Raw genomic sequence first — 14,298 nt, 5'->3', positions numbered from 1 at the left:
GCGGTCCTTATTGTTCGGTCAAGGCGGTGCCTGCACGGTCGAGCAGGGGTTTGAACAGGTAGTTGAGCAGCGAGCGCTCGCCGGTGCGCACGAACAGCTCGGCGGGCATGCCCGGGCGGATCGCCAGTCCCTGCAGACGCGCCAGCGCTTCTTCGCTGACGGTGCTGCGCAGCACGTAGTACGGCTGGCCGCTGCGCTCGTCGATCAGCTGGTCGGCCGACACCAGCGCCACCTCCCCGGTCACCCGTGGCGTGCGGTTCTGGTTGAAGGCAGTGAACAGGATGTCCACCGGCAGCTGCGGCGCTACCTTGTCCACCAGGTTCACCGGCAGGCGCCCTTCGACTTCCAGCGCGGTGCCCTGGGGCACGATTTCCAGCAGGGTGTCGCCAGCCCGCACCACGGCTCCCTCGGTATGCACGCCGAGGTTGACCGCCACGCCGTCCGCCGGCGCCAGGATCTCACTGTGCTGCAATTCGAAGTGCGCGGAATTGAGCTGCTGCTCCAGGGTCGCGGCCTTGACCTGGGCTTCGGCAAGCTGGGTGCGCACTTCTTTCTGATACTCCTCACGGCGCTGCTGCAGATTGAGCCGGGCCTCGACGATCACCTGCTCCAGGCGCGCGCTCTCGCCGGCGTTCTGCGCCAGGTCGCGCTGCACCTGCGACAGCTGGCGCTGGTACTCGAGCACACGGTTGCGCGGGATATAGCCGTCGCCGGCCAACGGGCGCAGGCTGTCGAGCTGCTCGCGCAACGAATCGGCCTGTGCCTGCAGGTCGCTGCGCGCGCGGCGCATGCCGGTCAGCTGGGCCTGGGAGCCGTCAATGCTGGCGGCCAAGGCGCCCTGCTCGCGGGCCTGGGCCTGGCGGCGGCTGTCGAACAGCTGGCGCTGGCCTTCAACAATCAACGCCAGGCGGGCATCGGAATCTTCCAGCAACTCAGCGGGAAACTGCACCTGCCCCAGGTTGTCGCGCTCGCTCTGCCAGCGCGCCAAGGCGGCGCGGGTCATGCGGTACTGGGCCTGCAGCGCATCGACATCGGCCTGCACCTGGGTGCGGTCGAGGCGGAACAGCGGCTCGCCCTGGCGCACCAGCTGGCCTTCGCTGACCAGAATGCGGCTGACCACGCCGGCGGCCATCGACTGCACCGCCTTGCGCTTGCCCGACACCACCACGGTGCCCTGCACCGGCACGCCCTGGTCGAGCGGGGCGAGACTGGCCCAGGCCATGAAACCGCCGAAACCGACCAGGGTCAGCAGCCACCCCAGGCGAACATGGAAACGTGCATCACGGGTGTGCTGGCTCATGCGCCACCTCCGGCTTGCAGCGGGCGTTGCGCCGGGGCCTGGCCCATGGCATGGAGGATGTCGCGGGCCGGGCCGAAGCCCTGCATGCGCCCTTCGTTCATTACCAGCAGCTTGTCGGCTTGTGCCAGCGCCGCGCTGCGGTGGGTCACCAGCACCACGGTGCGGCCCTGGGCCTTGAGCTGGACAATGGCACTGGCGAGCGCGGCCTCGCCGTGGCTGTCGAGGTTGGAGTTGGGTTCATCGAGCACGATCAACCGAGCATCGCCGTACAGGGCGCGGGCCAGGGCGATACGCTGCTTCTGACCACCGGAAAGGTCGACCCCCTCCTCGCCCAGGCGTGTGTCGTAGCCCTGGGGCAAGCGCAGGATCAGATCATGCACGCCCGCCAGGCGGGCCGCCTCGACCACCTTGACGCCGTCCAGCTCGCCGAAGCGGGCGATGTTCTCGGCGATGCTACCGCGCAACAGTTCGATGTTCTGCGGCAGGTAGCCGATATGCGGGCCCAAGGCATCGCGATCCCACTGGCTGAGCTCGGCGCCGTCGAGGCGCACATGGCCGCTGATGGTCGGCCACACACCGACCATCACCTTGGCCAGGGTCGACTTGCCCGAGCCCGAAGCGCCCAGCACGCCGAGCAATTCACCCGGCGCCAGGGCGAAGTTCACCTGCTGCAGGGTGGCCAGGTTGCGCCCAGGCGGGCCGGCGCTGACCTGCTCCACCGCCAGTTGCCCGGTGGGCACCGGCAGCGGCATCGGCGTCGGCGGCTCGGGGTGCTCGCGCAGCAGGACGTCCAGGCGCTGGTAGGCCAGCTGCGCGCCACTCCACTGCTTCCATACCGCGATCAGCTGGTCGATCGGGGCGAGCACACGGCCCATCAGGATGGAACCGGCGATCATCATGCCCGGGGTCATCTGCCCCTCGATCACCAGCAGTGCGCCCAGCCCCAGCACCAGCGATTGCAGGCACAGGCGCAGGCCCTTGCTGGTGGCGGTGATCACCGCCGAGGTGTCGCTGGCCTTGTTCTGCAGGTCGAGGAAGCGCCCGTGCAAGGTGTACCAGCGCTGGCGCAGGGCGCCGAGCATGCCCATGGCCTGGATGCTCTCGGCGCTTTGCAGCTGGCTGCCGGCCAGTTGCGTCGACTGCTGCTGGAAGCCACTGGCTTCGGCCAGGGTGGCGTGGGTGAGGCGTTCGTTGAGGATCGCCAGGGCGATCAGCAACAGCGCGCCGACCGTGGCCATCACCCCCAGCCAGACGTTGAAGGCGAAGATCACTGCCAGGTAGATGGGGAACCAGGGGGCATCGAAGAAGGCGAACAGCGCGGGGCCGGTGATGAACTGGCGCAGCTGGGTCAGATCGCCCAGGGCCTGCCCGGCGGCGCCGTCACGCTGGCGCAAATTGCGCTCGAAGGCCGCGCGGTAGACCTTCAAGTTGAAACTTTTCTCCAACTGGTTGCCCACGCGGATGACAATGAAACTGCGGATTGCTTCAAGCCCGCCTATATAAACGAAGAAACCGACCACCATCAGCGTCAACACCCACAAAGTTGTGGTGTTCTGCGAACTCAGTACACGGTCGTACACTTGAAGCATATAGATCGATGGCACCAGCATGAGCAAGTTTATCAATGCCGTGAAACAGCCCACGCTGATCAAGGTCGACTTATGTTCGCCGAGTGCCGCCCACAAAGGCGCCCCGGGCTTTTTGCTCGGTAGTTTCATGTTTCGCCCTGGCTCAACTGGAACTTTTTAGTTCCAGGCTGGGATTATTTGTCGAGGCGCTCAAGCACCAGTTGCTTGCCGTCCGGGGTGGTCCAGGCGTAACGCTGGGCGCCTTCGCGACTGAAGTGCACCACGCTGCTGCCGTCACCGCCCACCAGGGCCAGGGTGTCGGGGGTCACCAGCCAACTGCCGGGGCGCAGGCCTATCAGCCCCTTGGCACACTCCAGATCACCTTCGATTTCGCCTTCCGTGGCGCCAAGACGCAGGTCGCAAGCCTGGGCCTGCTGCTGTTCGGGGTAAAGCTGCCAACGGCCGGCCAGTTGCGCGGCGTTGGGGAGTAACAGGCTGCTCGCCATGACTACCTCGGTCATCGACACCATGGGGATCGCGGCCAGCGCGATCGTTCTCAAGTTTGCTTTCATTGGTTCGCCTCACCGGCAAAAAGGGGCGACGCGCAGGCGCCACCCCCTGTTGCATCAGACCACGATGTCGGTGACAGCGGCCTGGCCAACGGTGGTCACCAGGAAGTCAGCCGAGCTGTTTCCGGTGAAGTCGATGGCCAGGCTGCCCAGGTTGGTGGCCTGGTCGTAGGTCAGCAGCGCCTCGCCGGCATGACCGGTAAAGGCGTTGACGAACTGCAGCGGCAGCTTGTTCACGGCGAACGCGGAGATGGCCGACAGGTCGATCTTGTCCACGCCCGAAGTGAAGTCCATGATGCGATCCGGCGCCGCCTTGGTGGAGTCGCTGACGGCCGCGAACACGAAGGTGTCCGAGCCGCTGCCGCCCCACAGCTGGTCGGCACCGCCGCCGCCGTAGATGATGTCGTTGCCGGCACCACCCTTGAGCACGTTGGCCAGCGCGTTGCCGATCAGCAGGTCGTTGCCCGAGCCGCCGATGGCGTTTTCGATGGTCACGCCCTTGGCGATGGAGACGTTGCCGACCATGCCGCCGACGTCGGAGAACGACGCTTCGTTGAGGTTGATCTTCTGGTTCTGGGTGAACCCGGAGAAGTCGAAGGTGTCGTTGCCGCCACCGTCCCACACCGAGAACACCAGCTTCGACGAGGCCGAGGTGGCCGAGTAGAAGTCGCGATCAGCGGTGGAGTTGAAGCCGTAGGTGGTGTCGCTGGCACGGGTGGCGTAGTTGGCGCCGTAGAGCTTCTGGATCGCCAGGATGTCGTCCATCAACGGGGCCGAGGCGTAGTACTGACCGCCGCCCTTGATGAAATTCTGCCCGTTGTTGCTCTCGCTCCAGTAGCTCATGACGCTGTAGCCACGGGTATCCTGGGCATAGTCGGCGTCACGGTAGGTCGGGTTACCCTCGCCGGCGTTGTAGTCGCCGGGGTGGGACAGGCCCAGTACGTGGCCGATCTCGTGGGTCAGGGTCTGACGACCGTAGTTACCGGTACCCGGGTTGATGTTGACCTGGTAGCCGCTGTTGATCAGGTACCAGGACTCCCCTTTGTGCGAGCCAGGCCCGTCGAACGGCAGGTAGGCGAATGCCGCGCCGCCGTTGCTGGCGCTGAAGTTGCCGAAGGTCATGTGACCGTCGCCGCCCGATGCCGCCTCGGTGAAGGTGACCTTGGCCACGTCAGCCCAGGACTGCATGGAGAGCTTGGCCTGTTGCTTCTGCAGGTCGCTGAACTGGCTGAAGGAGCCCAGTCCGCGGCTGTAGAAGTCCGACGGTGCCTTGGTCAGGAAGGTGTAGGTGAGGCTGATCGTGCCGTCCTTGTTCAGGTCTTTCCAGGCAGCGCCGTCACGCAGGATGTGATCGGCGGCCTGGTCGGCCGTGAAGGACTTCTTGCCATTGATGTTCGCGCCGCCGCGGTCGTACTGGTGGGCAAAGCTGTCGATCAGGCCGAAGGACGAACTTGGCCCCTTCGGTTGCAGTGCGGAAACGGCGGAAACAATGGCGTTTTCTTTGACTTTCGACATGCAGATTACTTCCTTGTGTACAAAAAAGCAGTTGATGTCCGACAGGGTTCTCCCACCGGGCGAGAACTTCCTGTCACTCGCCTTTATGAGGCGCAAAAAAACTGACACACATTGAAACTTAATGTCCAGCGTTTTTTGACGCCATTTTTTCGTTTTCGAAAATTAACTGTGCCGCACTAATTTGCGCAAACTGCGATGGATCAACGGCGCCAGCGATAAGCATTAGTTACAGTCATGACCCATGGCAGTTATAGACAACGGTTCGAAGTTTACTTTCGAAAATGCGACTTTCACTTGTTGAGCGCCGCCGCTCGCTCGTCTATGCGCTTTACTGCGCGACAACCCGCCACACGACCCTCCGTCGCCTGCTCGTTGACTTGCCGGCGTGGCAAGCGCTCAGTAGGCGTTGGTCAACGACCCCTTCCTGACAGGACGACACAATGACAAGACTCACGGTGCAATCCGGCGATTTCTTGCAAGGTGAAGGCGAGTATCGCAATGGAGCGCTCACACTCAAGACCCCGCGCAGCCCCTCGCCCGGCGAGCGCATTTCGCTGGCGCGGATCGAGGATCTGAAGCTGGCCAACCTCGAATCGACCCGTAGCCTCGGTAGCGCCCTTGGCTGGGGCGTGGCCGGCGCCCTGGTGGCCGGCCCGGTCGGCCTGCTGGCCGGTCTGCTGCTGGGCGGCAAGGAGGAGGAAGTCACCTTCCTCGCCACCTTCAAGGATGGCCGCAAGCTGCTGGCCATCACCGACGGCAAGACCTGGTCGAAGATCGACGACAGCTGGCGCCGGCACCAGCGGCCGGCGGCGGCTTGAATCGACAGCGACTTCGCTCGTATTGACTGTACTGGCGTCATCGTCGGCAAGCCGGCCCCCACAGCAGATGCGCATGCCCGAAGACTGATGCGGGACTGTGGGAGCGGGCTCGATCCGCGATAGCGCCTGCATCGCAATCGCCTCCGGCCTCCCCATCCTCTGCCCCTGAAAGATTGCCCGGCAGCCTGCTACCATGGCGCCCTTTTGCCTGCCCGACAGCTGCCGAGCGATAACGGCGCGTCCTCTTTCAAGGAGCCTTGCATGACCCCGCTTCGCCCCCGCCTGCCCCTTGGCCTGCTCGGCCTGGGCCTTGCCCTGCACAGTGGCCAGGGCCTGGCCGAGGACAGCGTGACCCTCGCCCCGGTGCACATCTTTGAGGTTCAGGACGACACCAGCTACCAGGCACGCGAAGCCCAGGTCGGCGGCCTGCACAGCGCGCCGCTGCTCGACACCCCGGCCTCGGTCAGCGTATTCAGCCGCCAGCTGCTGGACGACCGCCAGGTGCGCAAGCTGAGCGAGGTGCTGCAAAGCGATGCCTCGGTGGGTGAAAGCTACGCGCCCATCGGCTATTACGAGAACTTCAACGTGCGCGGCTTCGAGCTCAACGCCGCCAGCAGTTATCGGATCAACGGCCAGACGATCGCCGGCGAGCAGAACGTGGCACTGGAAAACAAGCAGCAGGTGGAGTTGCTCAAGGGGCTGTCGGGGTTGCAGAGCGGCGTGTCGGAGCCCGGCGGACTGGTCAACTATGTGACCAAGCGGGCCGAGGACGTGCGCACGGTCACAGTCTCGAGCAATGAACAGGGCGAACGCTATCTGGCCACCGACCTAGGCGGCTGGTTTGGCGCCGAGCGCCAGTTCGGCCTGCGGGTCAACCTGGCCCACGAGGACATCCGCTCGTACGTCGACCACGCCGACGGCAAGCGGGATTTCGCCTCCCTGGCGCTCGACTGGCAGATCAACCCGAATGCCGTGCTGGAACTGGACGCCGAGTACCAGCACCGCGAGCAGTATTCGGTACCGGGCTATCAACTGCTCGGCGGCAAGCAGCTACCCCACAACGTCGACCCCAAGGATCACCTGGCCTGGCAGTCCTGGGCCAAGCCGGTGCAGAACGACTCGCTGAACCTGGGCGGGCGCTTCAAGTACCAGTTCAACGACAACTGGAACGGCACCCTGAGCGCTTCGCGGAGCAAGGTGGTGATCGACGACTACAGTGCGTTTGCCTGGGGCTCGAGTGAGGGCGCCTTCTTCGGCAGCAACGGCGAGTACGACATCTACGATTTCCGCAGTCCCGACGACACCCGTCGCATCGATGAAGCACAGGCCACGCTCGATGGGCACTTCGACGCCTTGGGCGTTGGCCACGAACTGACCGTGGGTACCAGCGCGCAACGTCGCACACTCGATCAGCGGCCGTACTACAACGAATGGATCGGCACCGGCAATGTTAACACCAATGCGCCAGCCTACGCGCCCTCCGGCAAACCGATCGGCGCCAGCGAGCGCCGCCTCGACAGCCGCCAGTACGGCCTGTTCTTCAGCGACCGCATCACCTTCAACGAGCACTGGCAGACAGTGGTCGGGGCCCGCGAGGTCCGGCTGGACGAGAAGACCTGGAACGAGAACGGCGTCGCCGGGCGGCATACCCAGCAGTACCAGTTGCTGCCCAATGCGGCACTGATCTACAAGCCGCAGCCCGATACCACGCTCTATGCCAGCTATTCGAAGGGCCTTTCCGCAGGCGGCACTGCGCCCTGGTTCGCCAGCAACGCCGCCGAGATCCTCGCCCCCACCCTGTCGCGCCAGCTCGAAGTCGGCATCAAGCGCGACTGGCAGGGCATGAGCTTCAGCGCGGCACTGTTCCAGATCCGCCAGGCCTACCAATACGCCCGCCCCGACGCAACCCCAATGCCGACCTACGTGCAGTCGGGCCAGCAGAAGAACACCGGCCTCGAACTCGGTGCCAGTGGCTGGGTGACCTCCAACCTGCAGATCCAGGCCAGTGCCGCGGCAATCCGCGCCCGCGTGCAGAACAGCGACACCGAAGCCTACGAAGGCCACCAGGCGATCAACGTCCCGCGCCTGCGCGCGGCGCTACAGGCCGACTACGCCCTGCCCGTCCCCGGCCTGGCCCTGCTCGGCGGCGCCCGCTACAGCGCCAGCAAATATGCCGACCACACCGGTGGTGTCGAAGTCGGCGGCTACACCGTATTCGACATCGGCAGCCGCTACCGCACAACTATCGGCGGCTACGACACGGTACTGCGCCTGACCGTGGACAACGTCTTCGACAAGCGCTATTGGCGTGATGTGGGTGACTACCTGGGAGACAACTACCTGTTCCAGGGAACACCGCGCACGGTACGGTTGTCGGCTTCCGTCAGTTTCTGACAGCGCCATCGCGGGGCAAGCCCGCTCCCACGCCAAAGGGAGCGGGCTTGCCCCGCTACCAGGGCTTCAAAAAAACGCGACAAACAAAAAGCCCCCGAACCTTTCGATTCGGGGGCTTTTCGCAGAATGTGGCGGTGAAGAAGGGATTTGAACCCTTGATACGATTTCTCGTATACACACTTTCCAGGCGTGCTCCTTCGACCACTCGGACACTTCACCGTTTTCTCTTCAAGCTATTCAGCCTGTCGAGGCGCGCTAATTTAGTAGAAGCCTTTTCCTTTGGCAAGCATTTTTTTCAGAATTTTCATGCGCTTAAGCCAACCGACCAAAAAACCGGGTCAATCAGGGCAATGCTGCCATTGTGCCCAGCGCTTTTCCCGCACCTTGCGCCGCTGCCCCGAGGCTACAGGGCGCAAGGACGCAGCGCTGACTGACCAGTCAGTCTTGGCGCTTTACCTGACCGGTGCCGCTGGGTAACGTCATCGCCACGCCATCCAAAGGACTCTGCCATGAGCGAGCTGATTACCTACCATGCCGAAGACGGCATCGCCACCCTGACCCTGAACAACGGCAAGGTCAACGCCATCTCCCCGGACGTCATCAAAGCCTTCAACACCGCGCTCGACCGCGCCGTCGAGGAGCGCGCGGTGGTGATCATCACCGGCCAGCCGGGCATTCTCTCCGGCGGCTACGACCTCAAGGTGATGACCGCCGGCCCCAAGGAGGCCGTCGGCCTGGTCACCGCCGGCTCCACCCTGGCCCGCCGCCTGCTGTCGCACCCCTTCCCGGTGATCGTCGCCTGCCCCGGCAATGCCGTGGCCAAGGGCGCTTTCCTGCTGCTGTCGGGTGACTACCGCATCGGGGTCGAAGGCCCCTACAAGATCTGCCTGAACGAAGTGCAGATCGGCATGACCATGCACCATGCCGGTATCGAACTGGCCCGCGACCGTCTGGGCCGCGCGGCGTTCCAGCGTTCAGTGAACAACGCCGAGATCTTCGACCCACAGGGCGCCCGTGAAGCCGGCTTCCTCGACAAGGTGGTGCCCGCCGAGCAGTTGCAGGAAACCGCCCTGGCCGCGGCCCGCGAACTGAAGAAGCTGAACATGCTGGCGCACAAGAACACCAAGCTGAAAGTGCGCAAGGCACTGCTGGAAGCGCTGGACGAGGCGATCCTGGCGGACCAGAACCACCTGGGCTGATCCCGTCCACAGGCTTTTCTAAGTACGCTTTGTGGGAGCGGGCTTGCCCCGCGATGGTATCCGCCTGGCGATCGCATCGCGGGGCAAGCCCGCTCCCACGAGGTCAAAGCCCCATACGCCATAGCAACGTTTGCCCCTGACAGTGCACACCCGTACACTGCGCCGCGACTGTCCGGTGTGAGTCGTACCATGCTTTTTATGCTTCGCATGCTCCTGTTGGCGCTGCACTTCCTGCTCGTAGGTGTCGTCGGTCTGGTGATCGGCCTGCTGCGCCCGTTCAATCCCGACAACAGCCGCCTGTTCGCCCGCCTGTACAGCGTGCCGGCCGCCTGGCTCATGCGCATCAAGGTCAAGGCCGAGGTCGGTCCGCTGTGGGACCAGCCCCCCGGCTGCGTGATCATCGCCAACCACCAGTCCAACTATGACCTGTTCATCCTCGGCCAGGTCGTGCCGCGCCGCACCGTGGCCATCGGCAAGAAGAGCCTGGGCTGGATTCCGCTGTTCGGCCAGCTGTTCTGGTTGGGCGGCAATGTGCTGGTCGACCGCAAGAACGCCTACCAGGCGCGCAAGGCCATGCAGACCACCACCCGGACCCTGCGCGACGACACCTCGATCTGGATCTTCCCGGAAGGCACGCGCAACCCCGGCGAGCAATTGCTGGCGTTCAAGAAGGGCGCTTTCCACATGGCCATCGAGGCCGGTGTGCCGATCGTGCCGGTGTGCGTCAGCCGCTACACCCAGCGCCTGGGCCTGAACAGCTGGCGCCAGCGCACCGTGATCATCCGCTCGCTGGCACCGATCGCCACCGCGGGCCTGACCCAGCAGGACTTGCCCGCACTGATCGAGCAATGCCGCAGCCAGATGCAACACTGCATCGACCATATGGAAAGCGAAGTCACCACGCCCTGACCTGCGTGCGGACTTGCCCCGCACCGCTACACAGCCCAAGCTGTGTAGCGTGTTCAATCGGATAAGCGGACAACCATGGGTCGAGTCGTCGCATCGGCGGTGTACAGCGCCGGCAGGAAGGTCACCAACATCAGCCTTGACGAGGGCGCCGAATGGGCGCGCAAGCCCGGACACTTCGTCTGGATCGGCCTGGAAGAGCCCAATGCAGAGGAACTGGCCAACCTGCAGCGCCAGTTCGGCCTGCATGAGCTGGCCATCGAAGACGCCCTGGAGAAACATAGCCGGCCAAAACTCGAGACCTTCGGCGACGCGCTGTTCATCGTTACCTACTCGCCGGTACGCCACGAAGGAAAGCTCGAGTTCATCGAGACCCATATCTTCGCCGGCAACGGCTACATCATCACCTGCCGCAACGGTCACTCGAAGTCCTATGCCCTGGTGCGCCAGCGCTGCGAAGCGCGCCCGCTGCTGCTCGAACACGGCGAGGACTTCGTGCTCTACGCACTGCTGGATTTCGTCACCGAGAACTACCAACCGGTGAGCGAGGCCATCCACGGCGAGATCGAGGAGCTGGAACAGAGCGTGCTCGGCAATTCACTCAAGGAAGAAGACATCCAGCGCCTGCACAGCCTGCGCCGCGACATCCTGCGCCTGCGCCGCTACGTGGCGCCGATGGTGGAGATCAGCGAAGAACTGCAGCGCCTTAGCTTTCCGTTCATCGACAAGAACATGCGCCCGTACTTTCGCGACGTGCAGATCCATGTCACGCGGCAGATGGAGGACCTGGCCGGGATCCGCGACATCGCCAGCCAGACCATCGAGATCGGCATGCTGCTGGAGTCGTCACGGCAAAGCATCACCCAGCGCAAGTTCGCCGCCTGGGCGGCGATCCTGGCGTTTCCCACGGCGGTTGCCGGGATCTACGGGATGAACTTCGAGAACATGCCGGAGCTGGCCTGGCACTATGGTTACTTCGGCGTGCTGGGGGTGATCGCCCTGGGCTGTTCGGGGTTGTACTACAGCTTCAAGCGTTCGGGCTGGCTGTAACGCCAATCGCGGGGGAACCCGCGATTGAGGTCGATGCGCCTCTCAGATCGCGCGGCGGCCGGGCTGCTGGACGAAACGCAGCATCCACTCGCCCACCAGATCCCCCTGGTGTTCGGTGGCCAGGCTGGCCACCGCCTTCTCATAGACTTCATTGCCCAGCGACGCCTGCCGCGCGTCGAGCAATGCCCGGGAGTAGTCGTGGACGAACTCCGGGTGTCCCTGGAAGCACAGCACCTGGTCACGGATGTGGTAGGCGGCGTTCGGGCAGAAGTCGCTCGAGGCGATGACCGTGGCCCCTTCGGGCAGCTCGGTGACCTGGTCCTGGTGGCTGATCAGCAGGGTCAGCTCGGACACCTGCGGGTCCATCCACGGCGCATGGGCCGCCAGACTGTAACGGTGCACGCCCACCCCCCAACCTTTGTCGGCGCGCTCGGCCTTGCCGCCGAGGGTCAGCGCCAGCAACTGGTGGCCGAAACACACGCCCAGCAGTTTCTCGCCACGTTCGTAGAGCTTGAGCAGGTAGGCCTTGAGCGTCTGGATCCAGGGATCGTCGCCGAACGAGTCGGCCTTGCTGCCGGTCACCAGGTAGGCATCGAAGCGTTCGCCGTCCGGGGGGTAGTCGCCATTCATCACGTTGTACACATCGAATTCGGCCGCGATCGGCTGACGCGAAAACAGCTGCTCGAACATCCTGCCGTAGCCCTGGTACTGCGCGATCAACTCCGGTCGCAGGACATCGGTTTCAAGGATGCAGATGCGTAACGACATAGGGGTAGTCCTGAACGACATGTGGGTGGGATTTGCTGTAGAGACTGACGCGAAAGGGCCGTACAAGCAAGTAGGATATCCGGACGAACGGTAGGCCCTGTAACCCTTCGTAACCCCTGCCGCGCACTCGTCTAGCCTGAGCGTGCCAGCGGGGTGGCCAGTGGCCTTAAAGCCATGAGGAATCGACATGATAAATCTTAGAACAAAGGGTTCTGAATCAGGGATGACGCGGGCCCTACTGTTGGTTGTATATCCAGATGTACGCGGCAAGCAGGAACGGCGTGCCATCACGCCGCTGCGATCGACCCGACGCTAGACAAGGAAGCCAAGGGTTATTCAGGAATAACAACAAGAAGGCGGTCCGCCATGTTCAGACAATCCAAGGTACGCCAAGCCGGCCTCATACTCTTCGCCACGACGCTGCTGCTGATCCTGCCGAACCTCACCCGGCTCTTCGGCTGAACGCGGCAGTGGCATTTTCCGATTGCGCGCAGGTACTCTGCCGACCTTGATGGTTGGAGATCGCCCATGCGCCTGTGTCTTGCCCTGTTCTGCCTGCTACTCGCCCCGACATCGCCAGCGGCACAGCTGACGCTGGAACTGGGTGGGGATAGCCGGCACTGGAGCAGTGAACAGCTACTTGCCCATCCGCAGGCGCGGGATATCACCATCGAACAGGACGTGGCCTACAAGCGCACCTTGCATTACCGCGCCGTGCCTCTGGCGGTGCTGCTGCCGGGCGTGATCCCGAGCGATCACCTGCAGGCCGTGGCCCTCGATGGCTTCGCCGCCGAGATGCCCGCCGGGCCGCTGTTGCAGGCAGGCCCCGCGCAAGCCTGGCTGGCCATCGAGGACCCCAGCCACCCTTGGCCCGCGCTGAGCAAAGGCAAGCCAGGCGCAGGGCCGTTCTACCTGGTATGGACCCAACCGCAGGCCAGTGGTATTCGCCCGGAACAATGGCCGTATCAGATCGCCAGCATCCGCCGCCTGCCCCCGGTCGAGACACGCTTCCCCGCCCTGCTGCCCGAGCCGGCCCTGGCCGAGAACGACCCGGTGCGCCAGGGTTTTGCCCTGTTTCAGCAGAACTGCCTGGCCTGCCATCGCCTCAATGGCGCCGGCGACGCGCACCTGGGCCCGGACCTGAACCTGCCGCACAACCCCACCGAGTATTTCCAGCCGGCCTTCCTGCGCCAGTACATTCGCGACCCGCAGAGCCTGCGGCGCTGGCAACAGGCGAAGATGCCCGGGTTTTCCAGCCAGGTGCTGGATGAGCCGGCGCTCGATGCCGTGCTGGCGTACCTGAAGCATATGGCGGGGCGCAAAGCGCACTAATGGCCTCGCAGGGCCTAGGCGATCGGCCTTTCCTGCTTGACGCCCCAGCCCTCGACTTCGCCGCCATAGGGTGACACGACCCGTTCGAAGGCCTGCTCGAAGGCGCCGATGCCGCCATGGGTGGCGTACATCACCTTGCTCAGTTCCAGGTGCCAGGCACCGTCGTCGCGCTCGCTCACCTGGGCGTTGAGCGATTCGCCACGAAATTGCCCCGCCGCCCTGCGGGCACCGGCCTCGCTGGGGAACACGGCATAGAACTCGATGGGGTGGATGCGGGTGAAATCGAAACCGCCAGCTTTCATCTGGCGCAGGACACTGCTGCTGATGTCGTCGTTCTGGCTGCTCATGAAACGTCCTCCTGCAAAGCAATGGATAGACTTTCCGTGCACAACGCACCTGCCTGGCACACAAGGAATGCCTGACAATACGAGCGGATTGCAAGACGCGATGAAAACGGCGGCGGCCCGCAGAGAAGGCCGGCGCCTGACTTGAGCGTAGCGCCTGCGTGGGCGCTACGCCAGAGACACCCGGTTCAGGGCGCTTCGCGAATGGTGGTGATGGTCACGCCGCTCTGTTCCTTGAGCCAACGTGCCGTGGGGGAAAAGCTGCGGTCCTGGAAGTCGTTGAGGTCCAGTTCGTCCATGAGCGGAAACAGCCGCGAGCGGATCGCCCGGGCGGCATCCTCCTCGCTGGGGCATTGCTCGGCATTGAGCAGCAGCGTCTGCGGCTCGCCCTTCTGGTCGGCAAAGCTGACTTCCCATGCTTTCATCGATCGACCCTCGCTGGCGCAACGGTGAATGGAACGGCGTACTCACTTGACCATCGCGCCGGAATGAATGTTCAGCCACGTAGATGAAACCGCATGAAAAAAGCCCGCCG

General features: G+C 64.0%; 13 protein-coding genes and 1 tRNA gene. 6 read left to right on the top strand and 8 right to left on the bottom strand.

Annotated features, from left to right (window positions below):
* Positions 1-7 precede the first annotated feature (7 nt).
* The 4 genes from AC25MA_RS21080 to AC25MA_RS21065 form a co-directional block, all read right to left on the bottom strand.
* Positions 8-1,300, bottom strand: a complete 1,293-nt coding sequence (locus AC25MA_RS21080) for an HlyD family type I secretion periplasmic adaptor subunit (protein ID WP_028691746.1) — start codon at positions 1,298-1,300, stop codon at positions 8-10.
* Positions 1,297-3,018: a type I secretion system permease/ATPase gene (locus AC25MA_RS21075; RefSeq protein ID WP_213884068.1), complete on the bottom strand. Its 1,722-nt coding sequence runs from the start codon at positions 3,016-3,018 to the stop codon at positions 1,297-1,299. The genes AC25MA_RS21080 and AC25MA_RS21075 overlap by 4 nt, the downstream gene beginning before the upstream one ends.
* 44 nt (positions 3,019-3,062) lie before the next feature.
* On the bottom strand, positions 3,063-3,428 hold the full coding sequence (locus AC25MA_RS21070; RefSeq protein WP_232108913.1) for an AprI/Inh family metalloprotease inhibitor: 366 nt from the start codon (positions 3,426-3,428) through the stop codon (positions 3,063-3,065).
* A gap of 66 nt (positions 3,429-3,494) precedes the next feature.
* A complete protein-coding gene (locus AC25MA_RS21065; protein WP_028691749.1) occupies positions 3,495-4,952 on the bottom strand; it encodes a serralysin family metalloprotease in 1,458 nt (485 codons plus the stop codon).
* Between the two features lie 440 nt (positions 4,953-5,392).
* Between AC25MA_RS21065 and AC25MA_RS21060 the strand changes: the two genes are divergently transcribed.
* Positions 5,393-5,770 carry a hypothetical protein gene (locus AC25MA_RS21060; protein ID WP_028691750.1) on the top strand — a complete coding sequence of 126 codons (378 nt, stop codon included), beginning with the start codon at positions 5,393-5,395 and terminating at the stop codon, positions 5,768-5,770.
* A gap of 261 nt (positions 5,771-6,031) precedes the next feature.
* Positions 6,032-8,164, top strand: a complete 2,133-nt coding sequence (locus AC25MA_RS21055; protein WP_486972363.1) for a TonB-dependent siderophore receptor — start codon at positions 6,032-6,034, stop codon at positions 8,162-8,164.
* Positions 8,165-8,293: 129 nt separating this feature from the next.
* Here the strand turns inward: AC25MA_RS21055 and AC25MA_RS21050 are convergent.
* A tRNA-Ser gene (locus tag AC25MA_RS21050) sits at positions 8,294-8,383 on the bottom strand.
* 290 nt (positions 8,384-8,673) lie between these two features.
* Between AC25MA_RS21050 and AC25MA_RS21045 the strand changes: the two genes are divergently transcribed.
* From AC25MA_RS21045 to AC25MA_RS21035, 3 genes are all read left to right on the top strand, one after another.
* Positions 8,674-9,363: a crotonase/enoyl-CoA hydratase family protein gene (locus tag AC25MA_RS21045; RefSeq protein ID WP_263156104.1), complete on the top strand. Its 690-nt coding sequence runs from the start codon at positions 8,674-8,676 to the stop codon at positions 9,361-9,363.
* A 189-nt stretch (positions 9,364-9,552) separates the two neighbouring features.
* Positions 9,553-10,272, top strand: coding sequence for a lysophospholipid acyltransferase family protein (locus tag AC25MA_RS21040; protein ID WP_028691753.1), 720 nt, complete (start codon positions 9,553-9,555; stop codon positions 10,270-10,272).
* Positions 10,273-10,347: 75 nt separating this feature from the next.
* Positions 10,348-11,319, top strand: coding sequence for a magnesium and cobalt transport protein CorA (locus tag AC25MA_RS21035; protein ID WP_028691754.1), 972 nt, complete (start codon positions 10,348-10,350; stop codon positions 11,317-11,319).
* A gap of 42 nt (positions 11,320-11,361) precedes the next feature.
* Here AC25MA_RS21035 and AC25MA_RS21030 read toward each other — a convergent pair whose 3' ends face one another.
* Positions 11,362-12,087: an amidotransferase gene (locus AC25MA_RS21030; RefSeq protein ID WP_062361585.1), complete on the bottom strand. Its 726-nt coding sequence runs from the start codon at positions 12,085-12,087 to the stop codon at positions 11,362-11,364.
* A gap of 528 nt (positions 12,088-12,615) precedes the next feature.
* Between AC25MA_RS21030 and AC25MA_RS21025 the strand changes: the two genes are divergently transcribed.
* Positions 12,616-13,419: a c-type cytochrome gene (locus AC25MA_RS21025; protein WP_486972362.1), complete on the top strand. Its 804-nt coding sequence runs from the start codon at positions 12,616-12,618 to the stop codon at positions 13,417-13,419.
* A 14-nt stretch (positions 13,420-13,433) separates the two neighbouring features.
* On the opposite strand, the gene AC25MA_RS21020 is transcribed toward AC25MA_RS21025, so the two are convergent.
* Entirely contained in the window at positions 13,434-13,766 is a 333-nt protein-coding gene (locus AC25MA_RS21020) for a ribonuclease E inhibitor RraB (protein WP_028691757.1), read from the bottom strand.
* Between the two features lie 185 nt (positions 13,767-13,951).
* Entirely contained in the window at positions 13,952-14,188 is a 237-nt protein-coding gene (locus AC25MA_RS21015) for a hypothetical protein (RefSeq protein ID WP_028691758.1), read from the bottom strand.
* Positions 14,189-14,298 lie beyond the last annotated feature (110 nt).

This window comes from Pseudomonas sp. P65(2024), from assembly GCF_057480955.1.
Note: the sequence above shows the minus strand (reverse complement) of the source record. Positions and strands in the feature narration are given on the sequence as shown.

Bases quoted from the DNA above. Each gene is read 5' to 3' on its own strand.
- AC25MA_RS21080 (WP_028691746.1), bottom strand. From the start codon at position 1,300: ATGAGCCAGCACACCCGTGATGCACGTTTCCATGTTCGCCTGGGGTGG.
- AC25MA_RS21075 (WP_213884068.1), bottom strand. From the start codon at position 3,018: ATGAAACTACCGAGCAAAAAGCCCGGGGCGCCTTTGTGGGCGGCACTC.
- AC25MA_RS21065 (WP_028691749.1), bottom strand. From the start codon at position 4,952: ATGTCGAAAGTCAAAGAAAACGCCATTGTTTCCGCCGTTTCCGCACTG.
- AC25MA_RS21060 (WP_028691750.1), top strand. From the start codon at position 5,393: ATGACAAGACTCACGGTGCAATCCGGCGATTTCTTGCAAGGTGAAGGC.
- AC25MA_RS21055 (WP_486972363.1), top strand. From the start codon at position 6,032: ATGACCCCGCTTCGCCCCCGCCTGCCCCTTGGCCTGCTCGGCCTGGGC.
- AC25MA_RS21045 (WP_263156104.1), top strand. From the start codon at position 8,674: ATGAGCGAGCTGATTACCTACCATGCCGAAGACGGCATCGCCACCCTG.
- AC25MA_RS21040 (WP_028691753.1), top strand. From the start codon at position 9,553: ATGCTTTTTATGCTTCGCATGCTCCTGTTGGCGCTGCACTTCCTGCTC.
- AC25MA_RS21035 (WP_028691754.1), top strand. From the start codon at position 10,348: ATGGGTCGAGTCGTCGCATCGGCGGTGTACAGCGCCGGCAGGAAGGTC.
- AC25MA_RS21030 (WP_062361585.1), bottom strand. From the start codon at position 12,087: ATGTCGTTACGCATCTGCATCCTTGAAACCGATGTCCTGCGACCGGAG.
- AC25MA_RS21025 (WP_486972362.1), top strand. From the start codon at position 12,616: ATGCGCCTGTGTCTTGCCCTGTTCTGCCTGCTACTCGCCCCGACATCG.
- AC25MA_RS21020 (WP_028691757.1), bottom strand. From the start codon at position 13,766: ATGAGCAGCCAGAACGACGACATCAGCAGCAGTGTCCTGCGCCAGATG.
- AC25MA_RS21015 (WP_028691758.1), bottom strand. From the start codon at position 14,188: ATGAAAGCATGGGAAGTCAGCTTTGCCGACCAGAAGGGCGAGCCGCAG.